The sequence below is a fragment of the Pseudomonas capeferrum genome, from assembly GCF_013523055.1.
Lineage (GTDB): Bacteria > Pseudomonadota > Gammaproteobacteria > Pseudomonadales > Pseudomonadaceae > Aquipseudomonas > Aquipseudomonas capeferrum_A.
Map to the genome: position 1 here is coordinate 144,999 of NZ_JAAMQM010000016.1, position 19,594 is coordinate 164,592.

At 61.6% G+C, this 19,594-nt stretch carries 17 protein-coding genes, 2 tRNA genes and 1 pseudogene; 10 read left to right on the forward strand and 10 right to left on the reverse strand.

The annotated features are described in order from the left end of the window. Positions 1–134: 134 nt before the first annotated feature. The 3 genes from G7009_RS18920 to G7009_RS18925 all read left to right on the forward strand — a co-directional run bounded on the left by G7009_RS18920 (position 135) and on the right by G7009_RS18925 (position 2,408). Positions 135–1,337, forward strand: coding sequence for an MFS transporter (locus G7009_RS18920; RefSeq protein ID WP_181131603.1), 1,203 nt, complete (start codon positions 135–137; stop codon positions 1,335–1,337). Next, entirely contained in the window at positions 1,334–1,456 is a 123-nt protein-coding gene (locus tag G7009_RS27825; protein ID WP_258197981.1) for a hypothetical protein, read from the forward strand. Before G7009_RS18920 ends, G7009_RS27825 begins: the two co-directional genes overlap by 4 nt. A gap of 118 nt (positions 1,457–1,574) precedes the next feature. Further along, positions 1,575–2,408: an MBL fold metallo-hydrolase gene (locus G7009_RS18925; protein WP_181131605.1), complete on the forward strand. Its 834-nt coding sequence runs from the start codon at positions 1,575–1,577 to the stop codon at positions 2,406–2,408. Between the two features lie 151 nt (positions 2,409–2,559). Here the strand turns inward: G7009_RS18925 and G7009_RS18930 are convergent, their stop codons facing one another. Next, positions 2,560–2,727, reverse strand: coding sequence for a general stress protein (locus tag G7009_RS18930; protein WP_181131607.1), 168 nt, complete (start codon positions 2,725–2,727; stop codon positions 2,560–2,562). Positions 2,728–2,962: 235 nt separating this feature from the next. Here G7009_RS18930 and G7009_RS18935 point away from each other — a divergent pair, with 235 nt between their 5' ends. Beyond that, the gene (locus tag G7009_RS18935) at positions 2,963–3,514 is read left to right on the forward strand and encodes a glutathione peroxidase (protein WP_181131609.1); all 552 of its coding nucleotides are present in this window, start codon (positions 2,963–2,965) and stop codon (positions 3,512–3,514) included. A gap of 4 nt (positions 3,515–3,518) precedes the next feature. On the opposite strand, the gene G7009_RS18940 is transcribed toward G7009_RS18935, so the two are convergent. After that, positions 3,519–3,779, reverse strand: a complete 261-nt coding sequence (locus G7009_RS18940) for a DUF2798 domain-containing protein (RefSeq protein ID WP_181131611.1) — start codon at positions 3,777–3,779, stop codon at positions 3,519–3,521. Between the two features lie 110 nt (positions 3,780–3,889). Between G7009_RS18940 and G7009_RS18945 the strand changes: the two genes are divergently transcribed. Continuing rightward, on the forward strand, positions 3,890–4,840 hold the full coding sequence (locus G7009_RS18945; RefSeq protein ID WP_181131613.1) for a LysR family transcriptional regulator: 951 nt from the start codon (positions 3,890–3,892) through the stop codon (positions 4,838–4,840). Between the two features lie 209 nt (positions 4,841–5,049). Here G7009_RS18945 and G7009_RS18950 read toward each other — a convergent pair whose 3' ends face one another. The 3 genes from G7009_RS18950 to G7009_RS18960 all read right to left on the reverse strand — a co-directional run bounded on the left by G7009_RS18950 (position 5,050) and on the right by G7009_RS18960 (position 7,359). Then, on the reverse strand, positions 5,050–6,312 hold the full coding sequence (locus tag G7009_RS18950; RefSeq protein WP_181131615.1) for an OmpP1/FadL family transporter: 1,263 nt from the start codon (positions 6,310–6,312) through the stop codon (positions 5,050–5,052). Between the two features lie 145 nt (positions 6,313–6,457). Beyond that, positions 6,458–6,940: a hypothetical protein gene (locus G7009_RS18955; protein WP_181131617.1), complete on the reverse strand. Its 483-nt coding sequence runs from the start codon at positions 6,938–6,940 to the stop codon at positions 6,458–6,460. 194 nt (positions 6,941–7,134) lie between these two features. Beyond that, complete coding sequence (locus G7009_RS18960; RefSeq protein ID WP_181131619.1) at positions 7,135–7,359, reverse strand: hypothetical protein; 225 nt, start codon at positions 7,357–7,359, stop codon at positions 7,135–7,137. A 946-nt stretch (positions 7,360–8,305) separates the two neighbouring features. Between G7009_RS18960 and G7009_RS18965 the strand changes: the two genes are divergently transcribed. Together G7009_RS18965 and rmuC are read left to right on the forward strand one after the other, a co-directional pair. After that, a complete protein-coding gene (locus G7009_RS18965; protein ID WP_181131621.1) occupies positions 8,306–8,731 on the forward strand; it encodes a tetratricopeptide repeat protein in 426 nt (141 codons plus the stop codon). 173 nt (positions 8,732–8,904) lie between these two features. Then, positions 8,905–10,275, forward strand: coding sequence for a DNA recombination protein RmuC (rmuC, locus tag G7009_RS18970; protein WP_181131640.1), 1,371 nt, complete (start codon positions 8,905–8,907; stop codon positions 10,273–10,275). Here rmuC and G7009_RS18975 read toward each other — a convergent pair. Continuing rightward, positions 10,247–13,723, reverse strand: a complete 3,477-nt coding sequence (locus tag G7009_RS18975) for a hybrid sensor histidine kinase/response regulator (RefSeq protein WP_181131623.1) — start codon at positions 13,721–13,723, stop codon at positions 10,247–10,249. The genes rmuC and G7009_RS18975 overlap by 29 nt on opposite strands. A 719-nt stretch (positions 13,724–14,442) precedes the next feature. Here G7009_RS18975 and G7009_RS18980 point away from each other — a divergent pair. Continuing rightward, positions 14,443–16,317, forward strand: coding sequence for an MFS transporter (locus G7009_RS18980; RefSeq protein ID WP_181131625.1), 1,875 nt, complete (start codon positions 14,443–14,445; stop codon positions 16,315–16,317). Between the two features lie 14 nt (positions 16,318–16,331). Here the strand turns inward: G7009_RS18980 and sugE are convergent, their stop codons facing one another. The 3 genes from sugE to rdgC all read right to left on the reverse strand — a co-directional run bounded on the left by sugE (position 16,332) and on the right by rdgC (position 18,913). Then, entirely contained in the window at positions 16,332–16,649 is a 318-nt protein-coding gene (sugE, locus tag G7009_RS18985; protein ID WP_181131627.1) for a quaternary ammonium compound efflux SMR transporter SugE, read from the reverse strand. Between the two features lie 207 nt (positions 16,650–16,856). Further along, complete coding sequence (locus G7009_RS18990) at positions 16,857–17,822, reverse strand: bile acid:sodium symporter family protein (protein WP_181131628.1); 966 nt, start codon at positions 17,820–17,822, stop codon at positions 16,857–16,859. 170 nt (positions 17,823–17,992) lie between these two features. Next, positions 17,993–18,913 (reverse strand): recombination-associated protein RdgC, encoded by a 921-nt coding sequence (gene rdgC, locus G7009_RS18995; protein WP_181131629.1) that lies wholly within the window; start codon positions 18,911–18,913, stop codon positions 17,993–17,995. A gap of 158 nt (positions 18,914–19,071) precedes the next feature. Between rdgC and G7009_RS19000 the strand changes: the two genes are divergently transcribed. After that, a tRNA-Val gene (locus G7009_RS19000) sits at positions 19,072–19,147 on the forward strand. 16 nt (positions 19,148–19,163) lie between these two features. Beyond that, positions 19,164–19,240: transfer RNA gene (locus tag G7009_RS19005), tRNA-Asp, on the forward strand. A gap of 152 nt (positions 19,241–19,392) precedes the next feature. Here the strand turns inward: G7009_RS19005 and G7009_RS27525 are convergent. Further along, positions 19,393–19,594: pseudogene (locus G7009_RS27525) on the reverse strand (hypothetical protein); the annotation flags it as partial.

Genomic DNA, 19,594 nt, shown 5'->3' on the forward strand with positions numbered 1-19,594 from the left:
GGGGGATAAAACGTTGCCGGATATATCTTGCAACCTTTGAGTTGCGGGTATAGACACCTATCCATGTCGAGAGCGACGACAACCATAAGCGGGTCTACACCCGCGAGCCTTGCGAACTGCTGGAGATAACAATAATGACCTCGGTATGGCGAACCAGCGGTTGGGTTCTGTTGGCGGCAGCGTTGATCCTTGCGCTGTCGCTGGGCGTCCGGCATGGGTTCGGCCTGTTCCTGGCACCGATGAGCGCCGATTACGGCTGGGGACGTGGCGTGTTCGCTTTCGCGATCGCGCTGCAGAACCTCATCTGGGGCCTGGCGCAGCCCTTCGCGGGCGCCGTGGCGGACCGTTTTGGCGCCGCGCGGGTCGTTATCCTCGGTGGGCTGTTCTACGCGGTGGGCCTGGGGCTGATGGGCATGGCCGACTCGGCCTGGTCGCTGTCGCTGAGTGCCGGGCTACTGATCGGAATCGGACTGTCCGGCACGTCGTTTTCCGTCATCCTCGGCGTGGTAGGGCGTGCGGTGCCGGCCGAAAAGCGCAGCATGGCCATGGGCATCGCCAGTGCGGCCGGCTCATTCGGCCAGTTCGCCATGTTGCCGGGCACCCTGGGTCTGATCAGCTGGCTCGGTTGGTCGGCTGCCTTGCTGGTACTTGGCGGACTGGTCGCCCTCATCGTGCCGTTGGTCGGCATGCTGCGTGACCGCCCCTTGCCCAGCCGTGGCGCCGAGCAGACTCTCGGCCAAGCGCTACGCGAGGCTTGCTCGCATTCAGGCTTCTGGTTATTGGCGCTTGGCTTTTTCGTCTGCGGCTTCCAGGTGGTGTTCATTGGCGTACACCTGCCGGCCTACCTGGTGGATCAGCATTTACCCGCGACCACCGGCACGACCGTGCTGGCGCTGGTTGGCCTGTTCAACATCGTCGGCACCTTTACCGCTGGCTGGCTCGGTGGACGCATGTCCAAGCCGCGCTTGCTGACTGGTCTCTATCTGCTGCGTGGCGTGGTGATCGTGCTGTTCCTGTTGGCACCCGTCACGCAGATCAGCGCTTACTTGTTCGGCATCGCCATGGGCTTGCTGTGGCTCTCCACGGTGCCGCTGACCAACGGCACGGTGGCCACGCTGTTCGGTGTGCGCAACCTGTCGATGCTGGGCGGAATCGTCTTTCTCTTCCACCAGTTGGGTGCCTTCCTTGGCGGTTGGTTGGGCGGGGTGGTCTATGACGCTACCGGCAGCTACGACCTGGTCTGGCAGATATCGATACTGCTCAGCCTCCTGGCCGCTGCGCTGAACTGGCCTGTGCGCGAACGGCCCGTGGCACGGCTGCAGGCCCAGGGCGCATGAACCTCTGGATGACGCGACTGGCCGTGCTGGCGGCTGGCTCGCTGCTCTTGGCCGTTGTCTGGTGGGGCTGGCAGCAGGGTGGCCTGGCATTGATGCAATTGGGCATGGGCGCCTGTTGAGCACCTAGCCACCTGTCGTCTAGGTGGAATCCGGCGGACGGTGTCGAGTCGGTTGCCTAGTGGCCCCACAGGCCACCGGGGACCATCCGGCACCGCACAATGCGCAAGGAGACAGGCCATGCATGTCCATCATCTCAACTGTGGTTGCATGTGTCCCCTGGGCGGGGCGCTGTTCGACGGCTACAGTCGTGGCCTGACCGCCTCGGTACCTTGCCACTGTCTGCTCATCGAAACCGATCACAGTGGCCTGGTATTGGTGGACACCGGCTTTGGCCAGGGTGACGTCCAGCATCCGGAGCGTTTGAGTCTGTTCTTCCGGGTGCTGAACAATATCCGTCTGGAGCATCGCTTTACCGCGCTGGACCAGGTACGGCGCCTGGGCTTCAGCCCTGACGATGTTCGTCATATCCTCCTTACCCACCTCGATTTCGATCATGCCGGTGGCTTGCAGGACTTTCCCAAGGCCCGGGTCCACGTCATGGCCGCGGAACGGGAGCAGGCTTTCGGCGCAGTCGGCTGGAAGGGGCGACGCAGATTTCGCGCACCCCAATGGCGTGGTGTCGAAGACTGGCAGCTCTACGGTCCCGAGGGCGAGGCCTGGTTCGGCTTCGACTCGGTACGGGCCGTGTTAGGCGCCGAGCGCGAAGACATTCTCCTGGTGCCTCTGCGCGGACATACCGAAGGTCATGCGGGCGTGGCGGTTCGTACGCCCGAGGGGTGGAAATTGCACGCCGGTGACGCTTATTTCCATCACGATGAAGTCCATCTTTCCCAGCGGCAATGCCCGCCGGGGATGCGGCTGTATCAACGCATGATGGACACCGATCGGCAGGCGCGCCTTCATAACCAGCAACGGTTACGTGCGCTGGCATTAGGCCAGGCAGGGCATGTGGAGATCTTCTGCAGCCACGACCCTGCGGAAATGCTGCAGGCACGCTCGGTTGTTCCGTAGGGTAGGGCATGCTCGAAAGAGATCATTCACTACCTTTTCTGAGGCAGGGCGAACGTCGGGTGTACATCGGATCGAAGCGGCTCTGATGACTTCCATGCAGTGAGTTGTGGCATCACTTTCATGGACAAGCCATCAGAGTCTGTCGGTTGTGCTACTTGTCATCACGCCGACGCGTACCGCCATTACTGTGCTGGCCGCCTACCCTTGCCTTCTCCGCGCGATCGGTCTTGATGTCGACAGGTGGTGGCGTGCCGCCGCCGCCATGGCTTGCCTTTTCCGGATCCGACGGGCCGTAGTGCGGCTTGTGGTGATTGGTCATGGTTACATCTCCAGGTCTACCTGTTATTGGGATGCTTCACTGCATCTGAGCCAACTTGGCGGCAACGGTTGCCGTTACCTGCCGAACGGTTCATCTGACGTTCTCATGATCATTGGCAAGGATTCGTCGCGGGTAGAAGGCGACAGGGACCACATACCCTGCATCTCGAGCGGGCAACATCAAGTCTCAGGCGCTACTCTGCAAGCTCAAGGACCGTTTGCTCAGGAGACCGAAAATGCACGTACGCTGGTTGGCGGTACCGCTGTTGAGCCTGTTCGCCGCGACATCGTGCTGGGCGACGCAATGTCCGGCACTGTTGGAGGGCAGCCTGCCGGAGCTGCGTGGCAAGGGCCAGGTCGATCTCTGCGAGGCGTTTGCCGGCAAGCCCCTGGTGGTCATCAATACCGCAAGCTATTGCGGGTTCGCGCCTCAGTTCGAGGGGTTGGAGAAGGTCTACAAGGAATATCACGAGCAAGGCCTCGAGATGCTCGGCGTGCCTTCCGACGACTTCAAGCAGGAGGACGCCGACAGCGAAAAGACGGCCAACGTCTGCTACGCCAACTACGGCGTGACCTTCACCATGACCAAGGCCCAAGCGGTGCGTGGCAAGGACGCCGTCCCGCTGTTCAACGAATTGGCTCGGCAAAGCAGTGCGCCCAAGTGGAATTTCTACAAGTATGTAGTCGATCGTCGAGGCAAGGTGATCGGCAACTTTTCCAGCCTGACCAAGCCGGAAGATCCCGCCTTCCGGGCGGCTATCGAAAAGGCCATTGCCTCCTCGCCATGATCGCTCAGCCCGCATGAACCGTCAGTGCAACCAGGCGCGTGACCAGCGGGCGCACCATCAGGACACAGACGAACGCCACCGGCATTGCCAGCTGATAGGCGTTCAGCACATTGCGCAGGTAGTGGGCGTCCAGCCCGCCATTGGCAGCGGTGATCACGAAGCACATAAGCAAGGCCATGATGGACGACATGAAAAAGGCGAAGACATAGGGCGTGGTCCTGGGATGGAGTTTGCGCCTGGATGTTTGCTGGGTCGATGTATTCATGATGCCTCCTGGAAATAGGTAGGCGAGGTTAGCAATGCCCTGGCAATAGACGGTAGACCCGACCCGGTGAGTTCTTTATAAAGAAATCATTACGAATCCAGGAAAGGCACATGGACCTGCTCAATGCCATTCGCAGCTTCATCAAAGTGGCCGAAGCCGGCAGCATTGCCGGTGGCGCGCGTCGGCTGGGCGTGACACCTGCGGCGGTAAGCCAGAACCTGGCTCGCCTCGAGCAGCACCTCGGCGTGCGGCTGATATCGCGTACCACGCGCAGCATGGCGTTGACACCTGCCGGAAGGGTCTATTACGACAAGATCCGCAATGTCGAGCGTGACCTGCTGATGGCCGAGCAGGCCGTGACGACGCCAGAAAGCATTCCCCAAGGGCGTCTGTGCATTGCCTCGACTTCTGCGTTCGGGCGGCATGTGATTGCCCCCTTGCTTCCCGGCTTCAGCGCTCGCTACCCCCAGCTTTCGATAGAATTGATAGCGACTGATCGCAGGGTCGATCATGCGCGTGAGGACATCGATCTCAGTGTGCGGATCACGCCTCAACTGGAAGACAGCCTGCTGGCGCGACATATCGCCAGGATCCCTTTCATCTGCTGCGCCTCTGCGGCCTACCTTGCCGCTGCCGGCTTGCCTGCTACTCCCGAGGCCATCCGCGAGCACCGATGTCTGGTGCTGCGTTATCCCGTCGACGGTCGATTAATGCGTTGGGGCTTCGTGCGCGATGGGCTACGTTTCGAGGCAGAATTCGGTACGGTGCTGATCAGTGACGACATCGACGCCTTGGCCCAGATGGCTATCAACGATGGTGGGATCACCCGCCTGGCCGAGTTCGTTGCTCGACCTCACCTGGATGCAGGACGGTTGGTGCCACTGTTCGAATATGGCAAGGATAACGAGGTCTACGCCCAGACGGAGCCAATGGATGTCTTCCTGTGTCTGGCGGACCGCTTCGCCATGACGACCCGTGTGCGAGCATTCATGGACTACCTGCAGGCCTGTCTGGGAGAAAACTGGCCGATCAGGCATGAAAAAAACCGCTTAGAAGGCTAATGCTGGTCAGTTAAGGCAATGGGGCTGCTTCGTCCCCCTTAGCGGGCGAGCCCGCTCCCACAGGAAGTGCGCAGTTCCTGAATTCAGCGCTCAACTTGTGGGAGCGGGCTTGCCCGCGAAGGGGGGGCGAAGCAGCCCCAGTTGCAGATTGTGGGGCTTAACTGACAGGCATCAGCCTCGAAGACGGTCTTTCCAACGAGCTAGGCGAGTCAGAAGCGATAGGTGAGAGAGGCACCCACGCCATGCGCGCTGTTTTCGTACTTGGCCTGGTAGGCACCCTTGGTCGCACTGACCTGGTTGACCTTGGTGTCTTCTTCCCACAGATAGGAATAGGCAACGTCCACGGTCAAGTCGTCGGTCGGGCTCCAGCCTGCGCCGAGGCTGAAGATTCGGCGATCACCGGTAGGGATGCGTGGCGAACGGTCTTGGTTGTTGGTTGGCGACTGATCGACGCTGAACCCGGTACGCAGGGTCCACTGCTTGTTCAGCTTGTACGATGCACCCACGGCGTGTGCCCAGGTGTCGTGCCAGTTCTGCTCTTCGCTGATGGTAGCGAAGGGCGTCGATGCCAGCGGCGCCGGCACTTCGTTGTTGACCGTGATGTCTTCCAGACGGCTCCAGCGGGTCCAGGTGCTGCCTGCATGAAGGGTCCACTGGTCATCCAGCTCGTGGGTGACGGAGAAGTCGACCGACTCGGGCGTCTTGATCTTGAGCTCGGCGTCGAACTTGCTGCCGCTGAAGGGGCCGATCAGCGTGGAACTGACGCGGGTCTTGCCTTCGAGCTTGTAATCGACCATCGAGTGATAGGTCAGGCCCAGGCGGGTGCGGTCGGTAGCCTGGACCAGGATGCCGATGTTATAGCCCACGGCGGTATCGTCGCCCTTGATCTTCACTTCACCGTCGTTGCGGCCAGGGCTGGCCGGATTGATCAGGCTGGAGCCGAGTTCGCCCTTGATCCGGTTGATCGTCGGACCGAAGCCGATGGAGACCTTGTCGTTGAAGGCATAGCTGACCGTTGGCTGGAAGGTGATGACCTCGACGTGACTCTTCTTGCCCCAATAGCGGGCGGCGTCATCGCTGCCGTAGTCGGTCACCAGGCCGAATGGCACATACAGGCCGAAGCCGACGCTCCAGTGATCATCGATCGGCTTGACGTAATAGCCCATGGGGACGCCGACGACAGGGACCATATCACCGTCTGTCTCGCCGCCCAGGTTGCTGCCGCCGCTGATATCGGTCTTGGCGATGATGGCGGCGCCACCGACGGTGACCTGTTCACGCTTGATGCGCGACATGCCGGCAGGGTTTCCGTAGATCGTGCTGGCATCGTCCGCGGAAGATGAACGACCGGCGAAGCCCGTCCCCATGCTGCTGATGCTTTGCTCGTTGATGGCGAAGCCACTGGCGAGCAGATGGCTGGATGCCAGGGTGACGGCAATGCCGAGGGAGGTTTTGAGCATTACTTTTTTCATTATTAGAACTCCTTGAGATCTCCGGGGCCAGAAGCTACCAACATTTTTCATGGGGCGCTATAGGCGAGATCTCAGGAGTTTTAGCGGATTTGTAGGACAATCCGACCAGATTCGTAAGATTTTTCCGATGTATTTGAGATCCTTCTCATGAGGCGATGAGGATCGCCGGATCGATGCATGTTTGCCAGGCTTGGGTAAAGTCTCGCAGGCGGCCTTGCGGGTGGAATATCTGCCGCCAGATCCGAGCCAGTCCGAGCACGTCGTCGGCGGCGGGCAGGGTAGTCGTCTGTTGTTCGATCAACAGCCAGGCGATTGCCGTGGCATAACGCAGATTGACCGTCAATTCCAGATGCGGTCCGCGCAGGAACGCATGCTGGCTGGCCAACCCTCGGACCAGGCTGGCGAGATCGGGATCCTTGGAAAGGAAGTCGTCCCACAGAGTCTGATGACGTAACTCGCCGATCCGATACAGGCCATGCCCGCGTCGGTCATGCAGTGCCGAACCCAGTGCCGACTGGCTGGCGGCAACGCCCAGGAGCAAGGCTTGCGCGCTGTCGCATTGCCGATCCAGATAAACAAGGGTCGGTCTGATCACATACTGGCTCAACTCGTTAGCAGCGATGCCCATGGTGCCCCCGAACTGTCAGAGGTCGACGGGCTCTGGAGCTTGGCAGCTGATGAATGATCAGGCCCGTCGGAGGCGGCGTGTACCACCTGAGTTGAAGTGTAGTGTGATCAACATGATGTAAAGGGCTGTTTTTAAATCGTTTACGGTCTCAACGCCCGGCCTATATGCCACAAGGCAATTAGGCCCACGGTGCGTTATGCGACCAACGACTGTCGAGTGCGCTCGATGACAGCCTGCAAAGGTGCTGGATTACGGTACTGCTCGGGATACAGCCGTTCGCTATGACAGGCGATACCGTACTGGTCGACCAGAGTGAAACTGAAGCTTCCCTTGCGTGGAGCCTGAATGACGCACTTGAGGGGAGCAAACGCCTGGGAGAGGGTGCCAATGGCAGCCTGGATATTGTGATGTGTAGTCATGATTATTTGGATGTTCCTGCTATAGACACGGATTGGAACCGTGCACGATAGAAACGTTCCAGTGGCGCCGAAAAGGATGGCGCAGAACCTGCCTGGAACAGGGCAGCCAGTAGTGGCGCATGCAAAAGTGGGCGCTGAGCTGACTGGTAGGTACTTGGGAAGGCAGGCAACACACGACGGCCAAGGTTCGATGCCGAGGGTGAAGATCCTGATCAATCTGATACGTGATTCGTGCTTGAGCAGCGTTTGGCTGTCGAGGAAATCATCGAATGGGCCGGTCTGACGGCAAGAGGTGAAAATCCAAGTGGTGGATGACACGTTGCAGAGACTGCTTTGGCCAGAGTTGACTTTCAGCTTGGGTACTAACGGCGGCCACATTACACCGATAAAGTGTACTTGGCAAGCTTTGCTTCTGCCGTAGGTAGCCGAGCAGTATGGCGGCTTCGCGGACGATTGGAAAGGGGCAACAACAAGGGGCGATGACCTCGGCTTATCGACGAGAGGGTGGATTGTTACGTGGGATCGGCACTTGTGCACACGCGAAATTAAAGATGTAACACGGCCGCTACAGCCCTGAAAGTCATAGCCAATGACTTGACGGAGGCGTTAAGTCAATGAAAAAAAACACTAATTTTTACTGGTGAAAAAATCGTCAGTTTGACTGCAGGCCCCATTCCATAAGGGTTTTAAGGCAGCTTGAGGAGGTTGTCCACTGAGTTATCCACAGCTTCTGTGGATTGTCGCGAGCGGTTGCTCTAGGACGGGCGTGCCAGCCAATTGAGGTCTGTCTGACAATCTGACGTGGAAAGTCCTTGTTTCTGGTTGTTACGGAAAACGTCAAGAAATGTACGGTAAAATTTTTTCCAAATCGTATGGAAATCGCTCGGGCCATATGCAGGAAAAAGGAGTAGAGTGCGCGCCTCTCGAGCTGTCCTCACTGTTTGTCATGAAGCCTCGTAGTAAACCTCTCGCTTTCGCGTCATCTTCCTCAACGCCCAATACCGGGCGATTTTCACTCAAGGTAGCCTTGTGGCTGCTCGACAGCCCGAGTCTGGGTGGCAGCCCCAGGGTCAAGCACTTCGCCGGGCGTCTGTTGAAGCAACCCGCGCGCCAGGGCGTGGTCGTGGCCCAGAGTCGACTGGGGCAGATGCTGTGTCGTGACTGTGGCAACGCACGGGATCGTCGCATTGGTCACGAACTGCTGCGTCAGGCCGCGCGGGCCGGCGACCGTCGCGCGCAGCTCGAATATGGCCGCTTGTGCGCCCAGCCGCAGCTCAACGAGCCCGAACAGGCACGCTACTGGCTGGAGTTGGCGGCTGCGCAGGGTTCGCACGAGGCACAACGCCTGCTCACGCAGTTGCCTCTGCACTGAGACCAGCGGGGCGTCGGCCTGATAAGCTGCCGTCAGGATCAGCCAACACCGGGGTAACCATGACAGTGGATCTGGCCAGCCTGTTGCTGGGCATCGTGGCAGCAGCCTTGCCGTGTCTGGCCTGGGCCCTACACGGACAGCGCCGTGCAGGGGCCCTGCAAGCGCGAATGGCAATGCTTGAAGAGCGCTTGGGCAGCGCGCAGCTGGCTCAGGAGGGATTGCAGGCTCAACTTGAGGCCAGCCGCGACGAGATCAGCGACCTCAGTGAGGCCAATGCCGTCAAACAGGCCAATCTGGCTGCCCAGCAGCGCGAGCTCGAACTCCTGCAGATCGATCGCGACAACGCCCGTGATGCCATCCACGGCTGGCAGACCGAACGGACCGCGCGCGAAGCCGAGCTGCGGCGCCTGGAGTCTCAGGCCGCGCGCCTGGAGGCAGAACTGCGCGAGCAACAGGAAAGCCATCAGCAGCGTCTCGAAGACGTGCAGCAGGCCCGCGACACCCTGCGTGCCCAGTTTGCGGAAATGGCGACCAAGATCTTCGACGAGCGCGAGCAGCGGTTCGCGCAGACCAGCCAGCAGAGTCTCGGGCAGTTGCTCGACCCACTCAAGGAGCGCATCCAGTCCTTCGAGAAGCGGGTAGAGGAAAGCTATCAGCAGGAAGCCCGCGAACGTTTCTCGCTTGGCAAGGAGCTCGAGCGCCTGCAGCAGCTCAACCAGCGCCTGAGCGACGAAGCCACCAACCTCACCCAGGCTCTCAAGGGCAACAAGACCCAGGGCAACTGGGGCGAGCTGATCCTGGAGCGGGTCCTGGAGCATGCGGGGCTGGAGAAGGGCCGCGAATACCACACCCAGGTCAATCTCAAGAGCGCCGAAGGCGAACGCTTCCAGCCCGATGTGCTGATCATGCTGCCGGGCGGTCGACAGGTAGTGGTGGATGCGAAGGTCAGCCTGACGGCATATCAACAGTTCGTCAGCGACCCTGACGCGGCCCAGGCCCAGGCCGCGCTGAAGCAGCACGTGCTGTCGCTACGCGGTCACGTCAAAGGCCTCTCCGGCAAGGACTACAACCGTCTCGAAGGTTTGCACAGCCTGGACTTCGTCCTGCTCTTCGTGCCCATCGAGGCGGCATTCTCGGCGGCGCTGCAGGCTGAACCCAATCTGTTCCAGGAAGCGTTCGATCAGCAGATCGTGATCGTCAGTCCGACCACGTTGCTGGCGACCCTGCGCGTCATCGACAGCCTCTGGAAGCAGGAGCGGCAGGGCCAGAACGCACGTGAAATCGCCGAGCGTGCTGGCTGGCTCTACGACAAGTTCGTGCTCTTCATCCAGGACCTCGACGAGCTGGGCAATCGCCTGCAGCAGGTAGACAAGGCCTATGCCGCGGCCCGCAACAAGCTCTGCGAAGGGCGCGGCAACCTGGTCAGCCGCAGCGAGCAGCTCAAGCTCCTGGGCGCGCGCGCCAGCAAGAGCCTGCCTGCCGATCTGCTAGAGCGCGCGCTGAGCGACGAGTCCCTTACTGAACCAGGCTCAGATGGCGATTGAGCAGCGCTCGCAAGGCCGCGGGCTTGATGGGCTTGGCCAGGTAGTCGAGACCCGCGGCATGCACCTGGGCAATGGTCTCGCTGCGTCCGTCGGCACTGATTACCACGCCCGGCACCGGCTCGCCCAGGCGGGTACGTAGCCAGGCCATGAGCTCGGTGCCGGTTTCGCCGTCATCGAGATGGTAGTCCACCAGCGCCAGGTGCAAGCGCATGCCGCTGGCCAGCAAGGCCTCGCACTCATCCCGGTTACGCGCGGTCCAGACCTGGCAGCCCCAGCGACCGAGCAGGCTGTTCATGCCGATGAGGATGCTGTCTTCGTTGTCCACGCACAGGACCTGCAGGCCGGCCAACGGCTGCTTGGCCTGCTCCACGGAAACCGCAGGCGCGCTGGCGGGAGTCCGATCGATCGGTACGCTGACGCGGAACACGCTGCCCTTGCCCGGCCAGGAGTTCACCTCGAGCGAATGCCCCAGGACCCGGCACAGCCCATCGGCGATCGCCAGGCCCAGGCCCAGGCCTTTCTCGGCCCTGGTCTGGTGGCTGTCCAGGCGCTTGAATTCCTGGAAGATCACCTGCAGCTTGTCGTCGGCAATTCCCGGCCCACGGTCCCAGACCTCCAGCCACAGGCGGCCATCACGTCGGCGAACGCCGAGCAGGATGGGCTCCTTGCCATAGCGCAGGGCATTGGTCAGGAAGTTCTGCAATACCCGTCGCAGCAGCTTGATATCGCTGTTCACCCGCAAGCGACTGCCGCGCAGGCGGAACTCCAGGCCTTTCTGCTGGGCCAGCGCCTTGAACTCCGCGCCCAGGGTGTCGAACAGCTCGTTGAGGGCGAAGGGTTTGGCATCCGGGGTGATCTTGCCGTTCTCCAGGCGCGAAATGTCCAGCAGGTCGCTGATCAGTTCCTCGGCCGAGCGCAGCGAGCTGTCCATGTGCTGGACCAACTGCTGGGCGTCTTCCGACAACCCTTCGTCCTGTTGGGAAAGCGCGGCGGAAAACAGGCGAGCGGCATTCAGCGGCTGCATCAGGTCATGGCTGACGGCTGCCAGGAAGCGCGTCTTCGACTGACTGACTGCTTCGGCGTGGCTCTTCGCTTCGCTCAGTGCCTGGTTGAGCTGCGACAGTTCATGGGTCCGTTCGGCGACCCGCTGCTCCAGGCTCTCGTTGGCTTCCTTGAGCGCCTGCTCGGCCTCGCGGAACGGCGTGATATCGGTGAAGCTCATCACGAAGCCGCCACCGGGCATGGGGTTGCCGATCAACTCGATGACGCGTCCGTTGGGGAACAGACGCTCGGAGGTATGTGCCCGGCCCTGACGCATCCAGTGCAGGCGCCTGGCTACATGGACCTGGGCCTCGCCCGGACCGCACAGGCCGCGCTCGGCGTTGTAACGGATGATGTCGGCGATCGGGCGACCCACGCTGATCAGGCCGTCCGGGTAGTTGAACAGCTCCAGGTAACGCCGGTTCCAAGCCACCAAGCGCAGATTCTGGTCGACCACGCTGATGCCCTGATTGATGTTCTCGATCGCGCCCTGCAGCAACGCCCGGTTGAACTGCAGCACTTCCGACGCTTCGTCAGCAATGCGCACGACATCCTCGAGCTGCATGTCGCGGCCTTCGATGGCTGCCTTGACCACTGCGCGCGTCGACGAGCTGCCCAGCACGCCGGCAAGCAAGCGCTCGGTGTGCTCGATCCATTCACCGTCGGCGTTCTGGTTGGGGTTGAACCCCTTGCCCTGGCGGTAGGCGAAACGAATGAAGCTCTGCCGCGCGCGTTCTTCACCGACGAAGCGTGCGGCGAGACTGAGCAGGTCGTCGATCTGCACCGCCAGCAGTGACCGGCTGTTGGGCCTGGCGCTGGTCTGCTGGCCGATGAAGCGTCCGGCCTGCCAGTGTTCCGAGACCCGCGTGCGCGAGAGGATCGACACCCAGGCGAACAAGGTGAAGTTACCGGCAAGCGACAGCACCACACCCTGGGTCAGAGGGGTGATCGGCAAGTTCAGCGGGTTGCCGTGCAGCCAGGCCAGCCCTGGAAAGAGTTCGAGCGACCAGCCGAGGCTATGGGCGGCAATGGGCAGCACCAGGGTGTAGAACCAGAGGAAGATACCGGCAGCCAGGCCGGCGAACACACCACGCCTGTTGGCCTGTTTCCAGTACAACGCGCCGAGCATGGCCGGGGTCAGTTGAGTCACCGCGGCGAAGGCGATCTGGCCGATGGTCGCCAGGCTGGCCGTGGAGCCGAGCAGGCGGTAGCTGACATAGGCAAGCAGGAGAATGACCACGATGGTCACGCGGCGCACCGACAGCATCCAGTGGCGGAACACCTCGAACGGTCGCTCCGCGTTGTTGCGCCGCAGCAGCCAGGGCAGCAGCATGTCGTTGGAAACCATGGTCGACAACGCCACGGCTTCCACGATGACCATGCCGGTCGCGGCCGAAGCGCCGCCGATGAACGCCAGCAGGGCCAGGCTCGGGTGGGCTTCGGCCAGGGGCAGGCTGATGACGAAGGAGTCGGAGATCACGGTGCCGGGCAGCAGCATCTGGCCGGCCAGGGCAATCGGCACCACGAATAGCGCGGCAAGCACCAGGTACAGCGGGAAGACCCAGCGTGCCAGGCGCATGTCCTGTGGTTCGATGTTCTCCACCACGGTGACATGGAATTGCCGGGGCAGGCAGATGATCGCCATCATGGCCACCGCGGTCTGAACCACCATCGACGGCCAATTGATGGTTTCTTGCCAGTAACTGTCCAGATGAGGCGATACCAAGGCCTGGCTGAACAGGTCATCGAAGCCGTCGTACAGGTTGAAGACGACGAACGCGCCGACGGCCAGAAACGCCAGCAGCTTGACCATGGCTTCGAACGCGATCGCCAGGACCATGCCCCGGTGGTGTTCGGTCACATCCAGGCTGCGAGTGCCGAAGACGATACTGAACAGCGCCAGGACCAGCGATACCACCAGGGCCGTGTCCTGGACCCGGCTACCGGTGGCGTCGGCGCTAGCCCCGATCAGCAGGTTCACCCCCAGGACGATGCCTTTGAGCTGCAGGGCGATATAAGGCAGCACGCCTATCAGGCAGATCAGCGCCACCACCACGGCCAGGCTTTGCGATTTGCCGTAGCGGGCCGCGATGAAGTCGGCGATGGAAGTGATGTTCTGTTGCTTGCTGATCAGCACCATCTTCTGCAGCACCCAGGGCGCGAAGAGCATCAGCAGCACCGGGCCCAGGTAGATCGGCAGGAATGCCCAGAGTTGCTCGGCGGCCTGACCCACCGCACCGAAGAAGGTCCAGCTCGTGCAGTACACGGCCAATGACAGGCTATAGACCCAGGCCCGTACGCGCGGCGACAAGGGCCTGCGGCGACGGTCACCGTAGAAGGCGATAGCGAACATGATGGCCATATAGGCCAGGGCGACCACCGCGATCAGCCCGCTGGACAACGACATGACAACTCCGAGGCAATGAATGACGCACCGTGACGGGCTCCATGCCCGATAGGTCAGTCTGGCACGCCGCCCGCGCCTCGTCAGCGCCGACGATGGTCGCAGTGGCAGAGCGTCGCAGGGAGCGAAGGATAGCCTGGATATGGCCGTGCAGAAGATTGCATGAGAGAGGCCTGGAGTATGCCTTGGATTTCCTGACGGCCTGAGATCGAACGCCGCCCACAGGGTGTTTCGCGGACGGTCTGGTATTCAGGTATCCCTGCTACCGTAGGGGGCCTTATAGCTGTTCACCCCCGACTGACCCTTCGCTTGATGATCTGTATTGCCAGGCGAGCCCTGCGGACTCGGTCGCGGGGCAAGCCCGCTCGCCACTGGGGTGATACCGGTTAATAGGGATGGCCTGAGGGATCCGTCAGCAGTGGGGTGTTCCCATGTTGTTGTGAGTGCACACAGTCCCGGTGGCGAGCGGGCTTGTCCCGCGACCGAGTCCGAAGGGCTCGCCTGGCAATACAGATCATCAAGCGACGCGAGGGAAGTGGTGGCACGCAAGCCAGCCACATTCGTCGCAAATCACCTTCGCCTTCGAGGCTGGAGTTGCCAACCTAACGACTGCCCCACGCCGCGCGACCAACGCTTGCCTCGCCCGTCGACTCCATGCAGATTTGTGGCCCCAAGCGCCTTTCGTGCCTCCAATCACAAAGCCCACCCCAGGTACATGGACGATGAGCCACCCTTCGCAGTTTTCACTACTCGGCAAGCGGCGTTTCCTGCCCTTCTTCATCACCCAGTCGCTAGGCGCCTTCAATGACAATCTGTTCAAGCAGTCACTGATCCTGGCGATCCTCTACAAGCTGACGCTGGAAGGCGATCGCTCGATCTGGGTCAACCTGTGCGCCTTGCTGTTCATCCTGCCGTTCTTCCTGTTTTCCGCCCTGGCCGGTCAATTCGGCGAGAAATACGCCAAGGATGCCCTGATCAGGGCGATCAAGCTGGCCGAGATCGTGATCATGGCCATCGGTGCCGTTGGCTTCATCACCCATCATTTGGAGCTGATGCTGCTGGCGCTGTTCGCCATGGGCACCCATTCGGCCCTGTTCGGGCCGGTCAAGTATTCGATCCTGCCCCAGACCTTGCACGAAAACGAACTGGTCGGCGGTAACGGGCTGGTCGAGATGGGCACGTTCATCGCCATTCTGGCGGGGACCATCGGCGCGGGCGTACTGATGTCCAGCAGTGGCTATGCCCCGCTGGTGGGCGCGGGCGTGGTAGGCGTCGCCGTGCTCGGCTACCTGGCCAGCCGCGCGATTCCGCGCACGGCCGCCGTCGCGCCGCAGATGAAGCTGAACTGGAACATCTTCAGCCAATCCTGGGCGACCCTGCGCCTGGGGCTGGGGCAGACGCCCGCCGTGTCGCGCTCGATCGTCGGCAACTCGTGGTTCTGGTTTGTCGGCGCCATCTACCTGACCCAGATCCCGACCTATGCCAAGGACTGGCTGCACGGCGACGAAACGGTCGTGACCCTGGTGCTGACCCTGTTCTCGGTCGGCATCGCCGTCGGCTCCCTGCTTTGCGAACGGCTCAGCGGCCGCAAGGTGGAGATCGGCCTGGTCCCGTTCGGCTCGTTCGGTCTGACCGTGTTCGGTCTGCTCTGGTGGTGGCATTCGGGCGATGTACCGGCAGCGCAGGCTCCACATGACTGGCTGGCGCTGCTGGGCATGGGGCAGGCCTGGTGGATTCTCGGATCGATCGTCGGTCTGGGGATATTCGGTGGCTTCTATATAGTGCCGCTCTACGCTCTGATCCAGGCTCGCACGCCACCCGAGCAGCGTGCCCGGGTCATCGCCGCCAACAACATCCTCAATGCGCTGTTCATGGTGGTGTCCGCCATCGTCACCATCGTCCTGCTGAGCATCGTCGAGCTGACCATCCCGCAATTGTTTCTGGTGGTCTCGCTGCTCAACATCGCGGTCAATACTTATATATTCCGGATCGTTCCGGAATTCACCATGCGTTTCATGATCTGGCTGCTCAGCCATTCGATGTACCGCGTCGAGCACCGCAACCTCCAATCCATTCCCGATGAGGGCGCGGCGCTCCTGGTGTGCAACCACGTGTCCTTCGTCGATGCACTGCTGATCGCCGGCGCGATTCGTCGTCCCGTGCGTTTTGTCATGTACTACAAGATCTATCGTCTACCGGTACTCAATTTCATCTTCCGCACGGCCGGGGCCATTCCCATCGCGGGACGCGGTGAAGACGAAGCCACCTATGAGCGTGCATTCGCGCGTATCGCCCAGTACCTGGCGGCGGGGGAGTTGGTATGCATATTCCCGGAAGGGAAGCTGACCAGCGATGGCGAAATCGATGCGTTCCGCAGCGGCATCAAACGCATCTTGCGCGAGACACCGGTACCGGTGATCCCGCTGGCCCTGCAAGGGCTGTGGGGCAGCTTCTTCAGCCGTGATCCGCAGAAAGGGTTCTTCCGTCGGCTCTGGTCGCGCGTGACCCTGGTGGCTGGCGCCGCCGTCCCGGTGGAGGCGGCGCAGCCTGACGCGTTGCGCGCCCAGGTCTCTGCCCTGCGCGGCCAATCGAGGTAGCGGGGCGGGAAAGGTCAGCTGGCGCTGACCTTCAAGCCGATCAAGCCGGCCACGATCAGCCCTACGCTGACCAGCCGAACGATCGTCATGGACTCACCGAACAGGATGATCCCGGCAATGACGGTGCCGACCGCGCCGACGCCGGTCCAGATGGCATACGCCGTCCCCAGCGGCAGTTCCTTCATGGCCAGACCGAGCAGCCCGAGGCTGATAGCCATGGCCGCAACGGTCAGGGCCGTGGGCAGCGGGCGGCTGAAGCCGTCGGTGTACTTCAGGCCTACCGCCCAACCCACTTCGAAGAGGCCGGCAAAGAACAGAATGATCCAGGACATGAGGGTTCTCCATCGTCAATGACGGGGCCGTCCCCAGGATGTTCACGCTGCGCGTCGTGAGGCCGTCCTCACAGTGCGCACCATGGTGCCTATGTGCAGATCCTGGGGCAAGCCTGTACTGGCCTCTTCGCGGGTAAACCCGCTCCTACAGGTTTTGCCGAGCCAGTAGGAGCGGGTTTACCCGCGAAAAGGCCAGTACAGGAAACCTCAATGCTTAACCGGTGCCGCCTGCTCACCTTCAGCCCCAGGCGCTCCCATGCGCCGGAACCAGGTGGAAAGCAGCGCCCCCGAGATGTTGTGCCACACGCTGAACAGCGCGCTGGGCACCGCCGCCAGCGGCGAGAAATGCGCCGCCGCCAAGGCTGCGCCCAGCCCCGAGTTCTGCATGCCCACCTCCAGTGCCAGCGACTTGCGCTGGGGCAGCGGCAGCTTGCAGAGCTTGCCCGTGAGGTAGCCGAGCAGGTAGCCGAAGCTGTTGTGCAGAATCACCACCGCCATGATCAGCAGACCCGACTCGGCGATCTTCGCCTGGCTGGCGGCGACCACCGCACAGACGATCATGACGATGCTCACCACCGAGACCAGCGGCAGCACCTGCACCGCCAGTTGCACCCGTGGACCGAGCAGACGCTGGGCCAGCACGCCGAGGATGATCGGCAGCATCACCAGTTGCAGGATCGACCAGAACATATCCATGAAGGACACCGGCAGCCAGGCCGAAGCCAGGAACCAGATCAGCGCCGGGGTCAACAGCGGCGCCAGCAGCGTGGTCACACCGGCGATGGCCACGGCCAGGGCCAGATCGCCTCGTGACAGCCAGACCATGACATTGGAAGCGGTACCGCTCGGGCAGCAACCGACCAGGATCACGCCCACGGCGATCTCCGGCGGCAGGTGGAACAGCTGGCAGAGCAGCCAGGCCATGCCAGGCATGATGACGAAATGCGCCACCACCCCCAGGGCTACCCGCCAGGGCTGGCGGGCGAGGACGGCGAAATCCTCAAGCTTGAGGGTCAGGCCCATGCCGAACATGACCAGGCCCAGCAAAGGCACGATGGCGCCTTTCAGGCCGATGAACCATTGGGGTTGGAAGAATGCCAGGCAGGAGAACAGCAGCACCCAGATGGCAAAAGTATTGCCGATGAAGCGGCTGAAGGCGGCGAGCACACGCACGAGGAGGACCTCCGGATCGTGCTTCAGGTTTCAAGCGGCAGGCCGCAGGCGCCAGCAAGGACGTTGCCGTCCCTGCGTGCGCGTCTTGCCTGCAGCCCTGTCCCGAAGTCATATCGTTGATTGCTTTGGGATCTTGTCTTGCTTGCAGCTTGAAACGGGTGATTCGCGGCTCAGACGCCCTGCGGGATGTCTTCCCCGCCCAATGCCTCGAACAGCGCCGGGAGGAACTCTCCGAAGGTCAGCATCATCAGGGTGAAGCTGGCATCCAGTTGCCCCAGGGCCTCGTCGCCGCCGTCCTGCTCGGCCTGCTCCTGCAACAGCTCCTCGAATTTCAGGCGCTTGACCACCATCTTGTCGTCCAGCAGGAACGACAGCTTGTCCTGCCAGGCCAGGGCCAGCTGGGTGACGACCTTGCCGGTTCCCAGGTGCAGCTGGATTTCGTCGCTGGTCAGGTCCTGGCGCTTGCAGCGCACGATGCCGCCATCCTCATGGGTATCGCGCAGTTCGCACTCGTCCAGGACGAAGAAGTCAGGCGCGGCCTGTTGCGACTTGACCCACTCGGTCATGGTCGCGCTGGGCGCGCTCTTGACGGTGACCGGACGGATCGGCAGCGAGCCCATGACTTCGCGCAGGGTCGACAGCAGGTCCTCGGCGCGCTTGGCACTGGCCGAGTTGACCAGGATCAAGCCCTGGCGTGGAGCGATGGCGGCGAAGATCATCGAGCGGCGAATGAACGCGCGCGGCAGGAAGGCCTGGATGATCTCGTCCTTTATCTGGTCACGTTCCTTCTTGTAGACCTTGCGCATCTGCTCGGTCTCGATCTCGTCGATCTTTTCCTTGACCGCGTCACGAACCACGCTGCCAGGCAGGATGCGTTCTTCCTTGCGCGCAGCGATCAGCAGGAACTCGCCGCTGACGTGTACCAGGGGAGCATCCTCGCCCTTGCCGAACGGCGCGACGAAGCCATAGGTGGTCAGCTCCTGGCTGGCACAGGGACGCGCCGGCTTGGTGGCCAGGGCGGTTTCCAGTGCTTCAGGGTCGAACTCGACGTCCTGGGTGAGGCGGTAGGTCAGCAGGTTCTTGAACCACATTGGGTGAATCTCTCCTTAATGCATAAGGAGGGCATTATTCTCCGAGTGGCAGTTTCAGGCCAGAGCCGTAGGTCTTTGAAAGGGCTGAAAAAATAATTTAAAAAAGTGCTTGCCAGGGTGGCGGGTGCTCCGTAGAATGCGCGCCACACCGAGACGAAGGGTGATTAGCTCAGCCGGGAGAGCATCTGCCTTACAAGCAGAGGGTCGGCGGTTCGATCCCGTCATCACCCACCACTTCTCAGTGTATCGCGCAGCGGTAGTTCAGTCGGTTAGAATACCGGCCTGTCACGCCGGGGGTCGCGGGTTCGAGTCCCGTCCGCTGCGCCATATTTAGCTTCCAGGGCCCACTGAACTCCCTGAAGCAACGAAGAAAGCGACCTTAGGGTCGCTTTTTTTTCGTTCCCGCTTCGGGGCTCCGGCGTAATAGGGGGCTCCGAGACCTGCCTCGTGTGAACCACTAGGCCCTCAGTGCCCGTCAGTCAGAGTAAACATTCTATTTTGGTGCAGTAACGCATTTTCCGGATTCCGAGATCTTCTGTGTCGTTGCCGGCCCTGTCGCGAGTGATCACCGTCCAACCATCGCGCAAGGTCCGTACGCCCCGACCTTTCTGATTGATCATCGGTTCGATGGTGAACACCATCCCCGGCTTGAGTTTCAGGCCGCTGCCGCGCTGTCCGTAG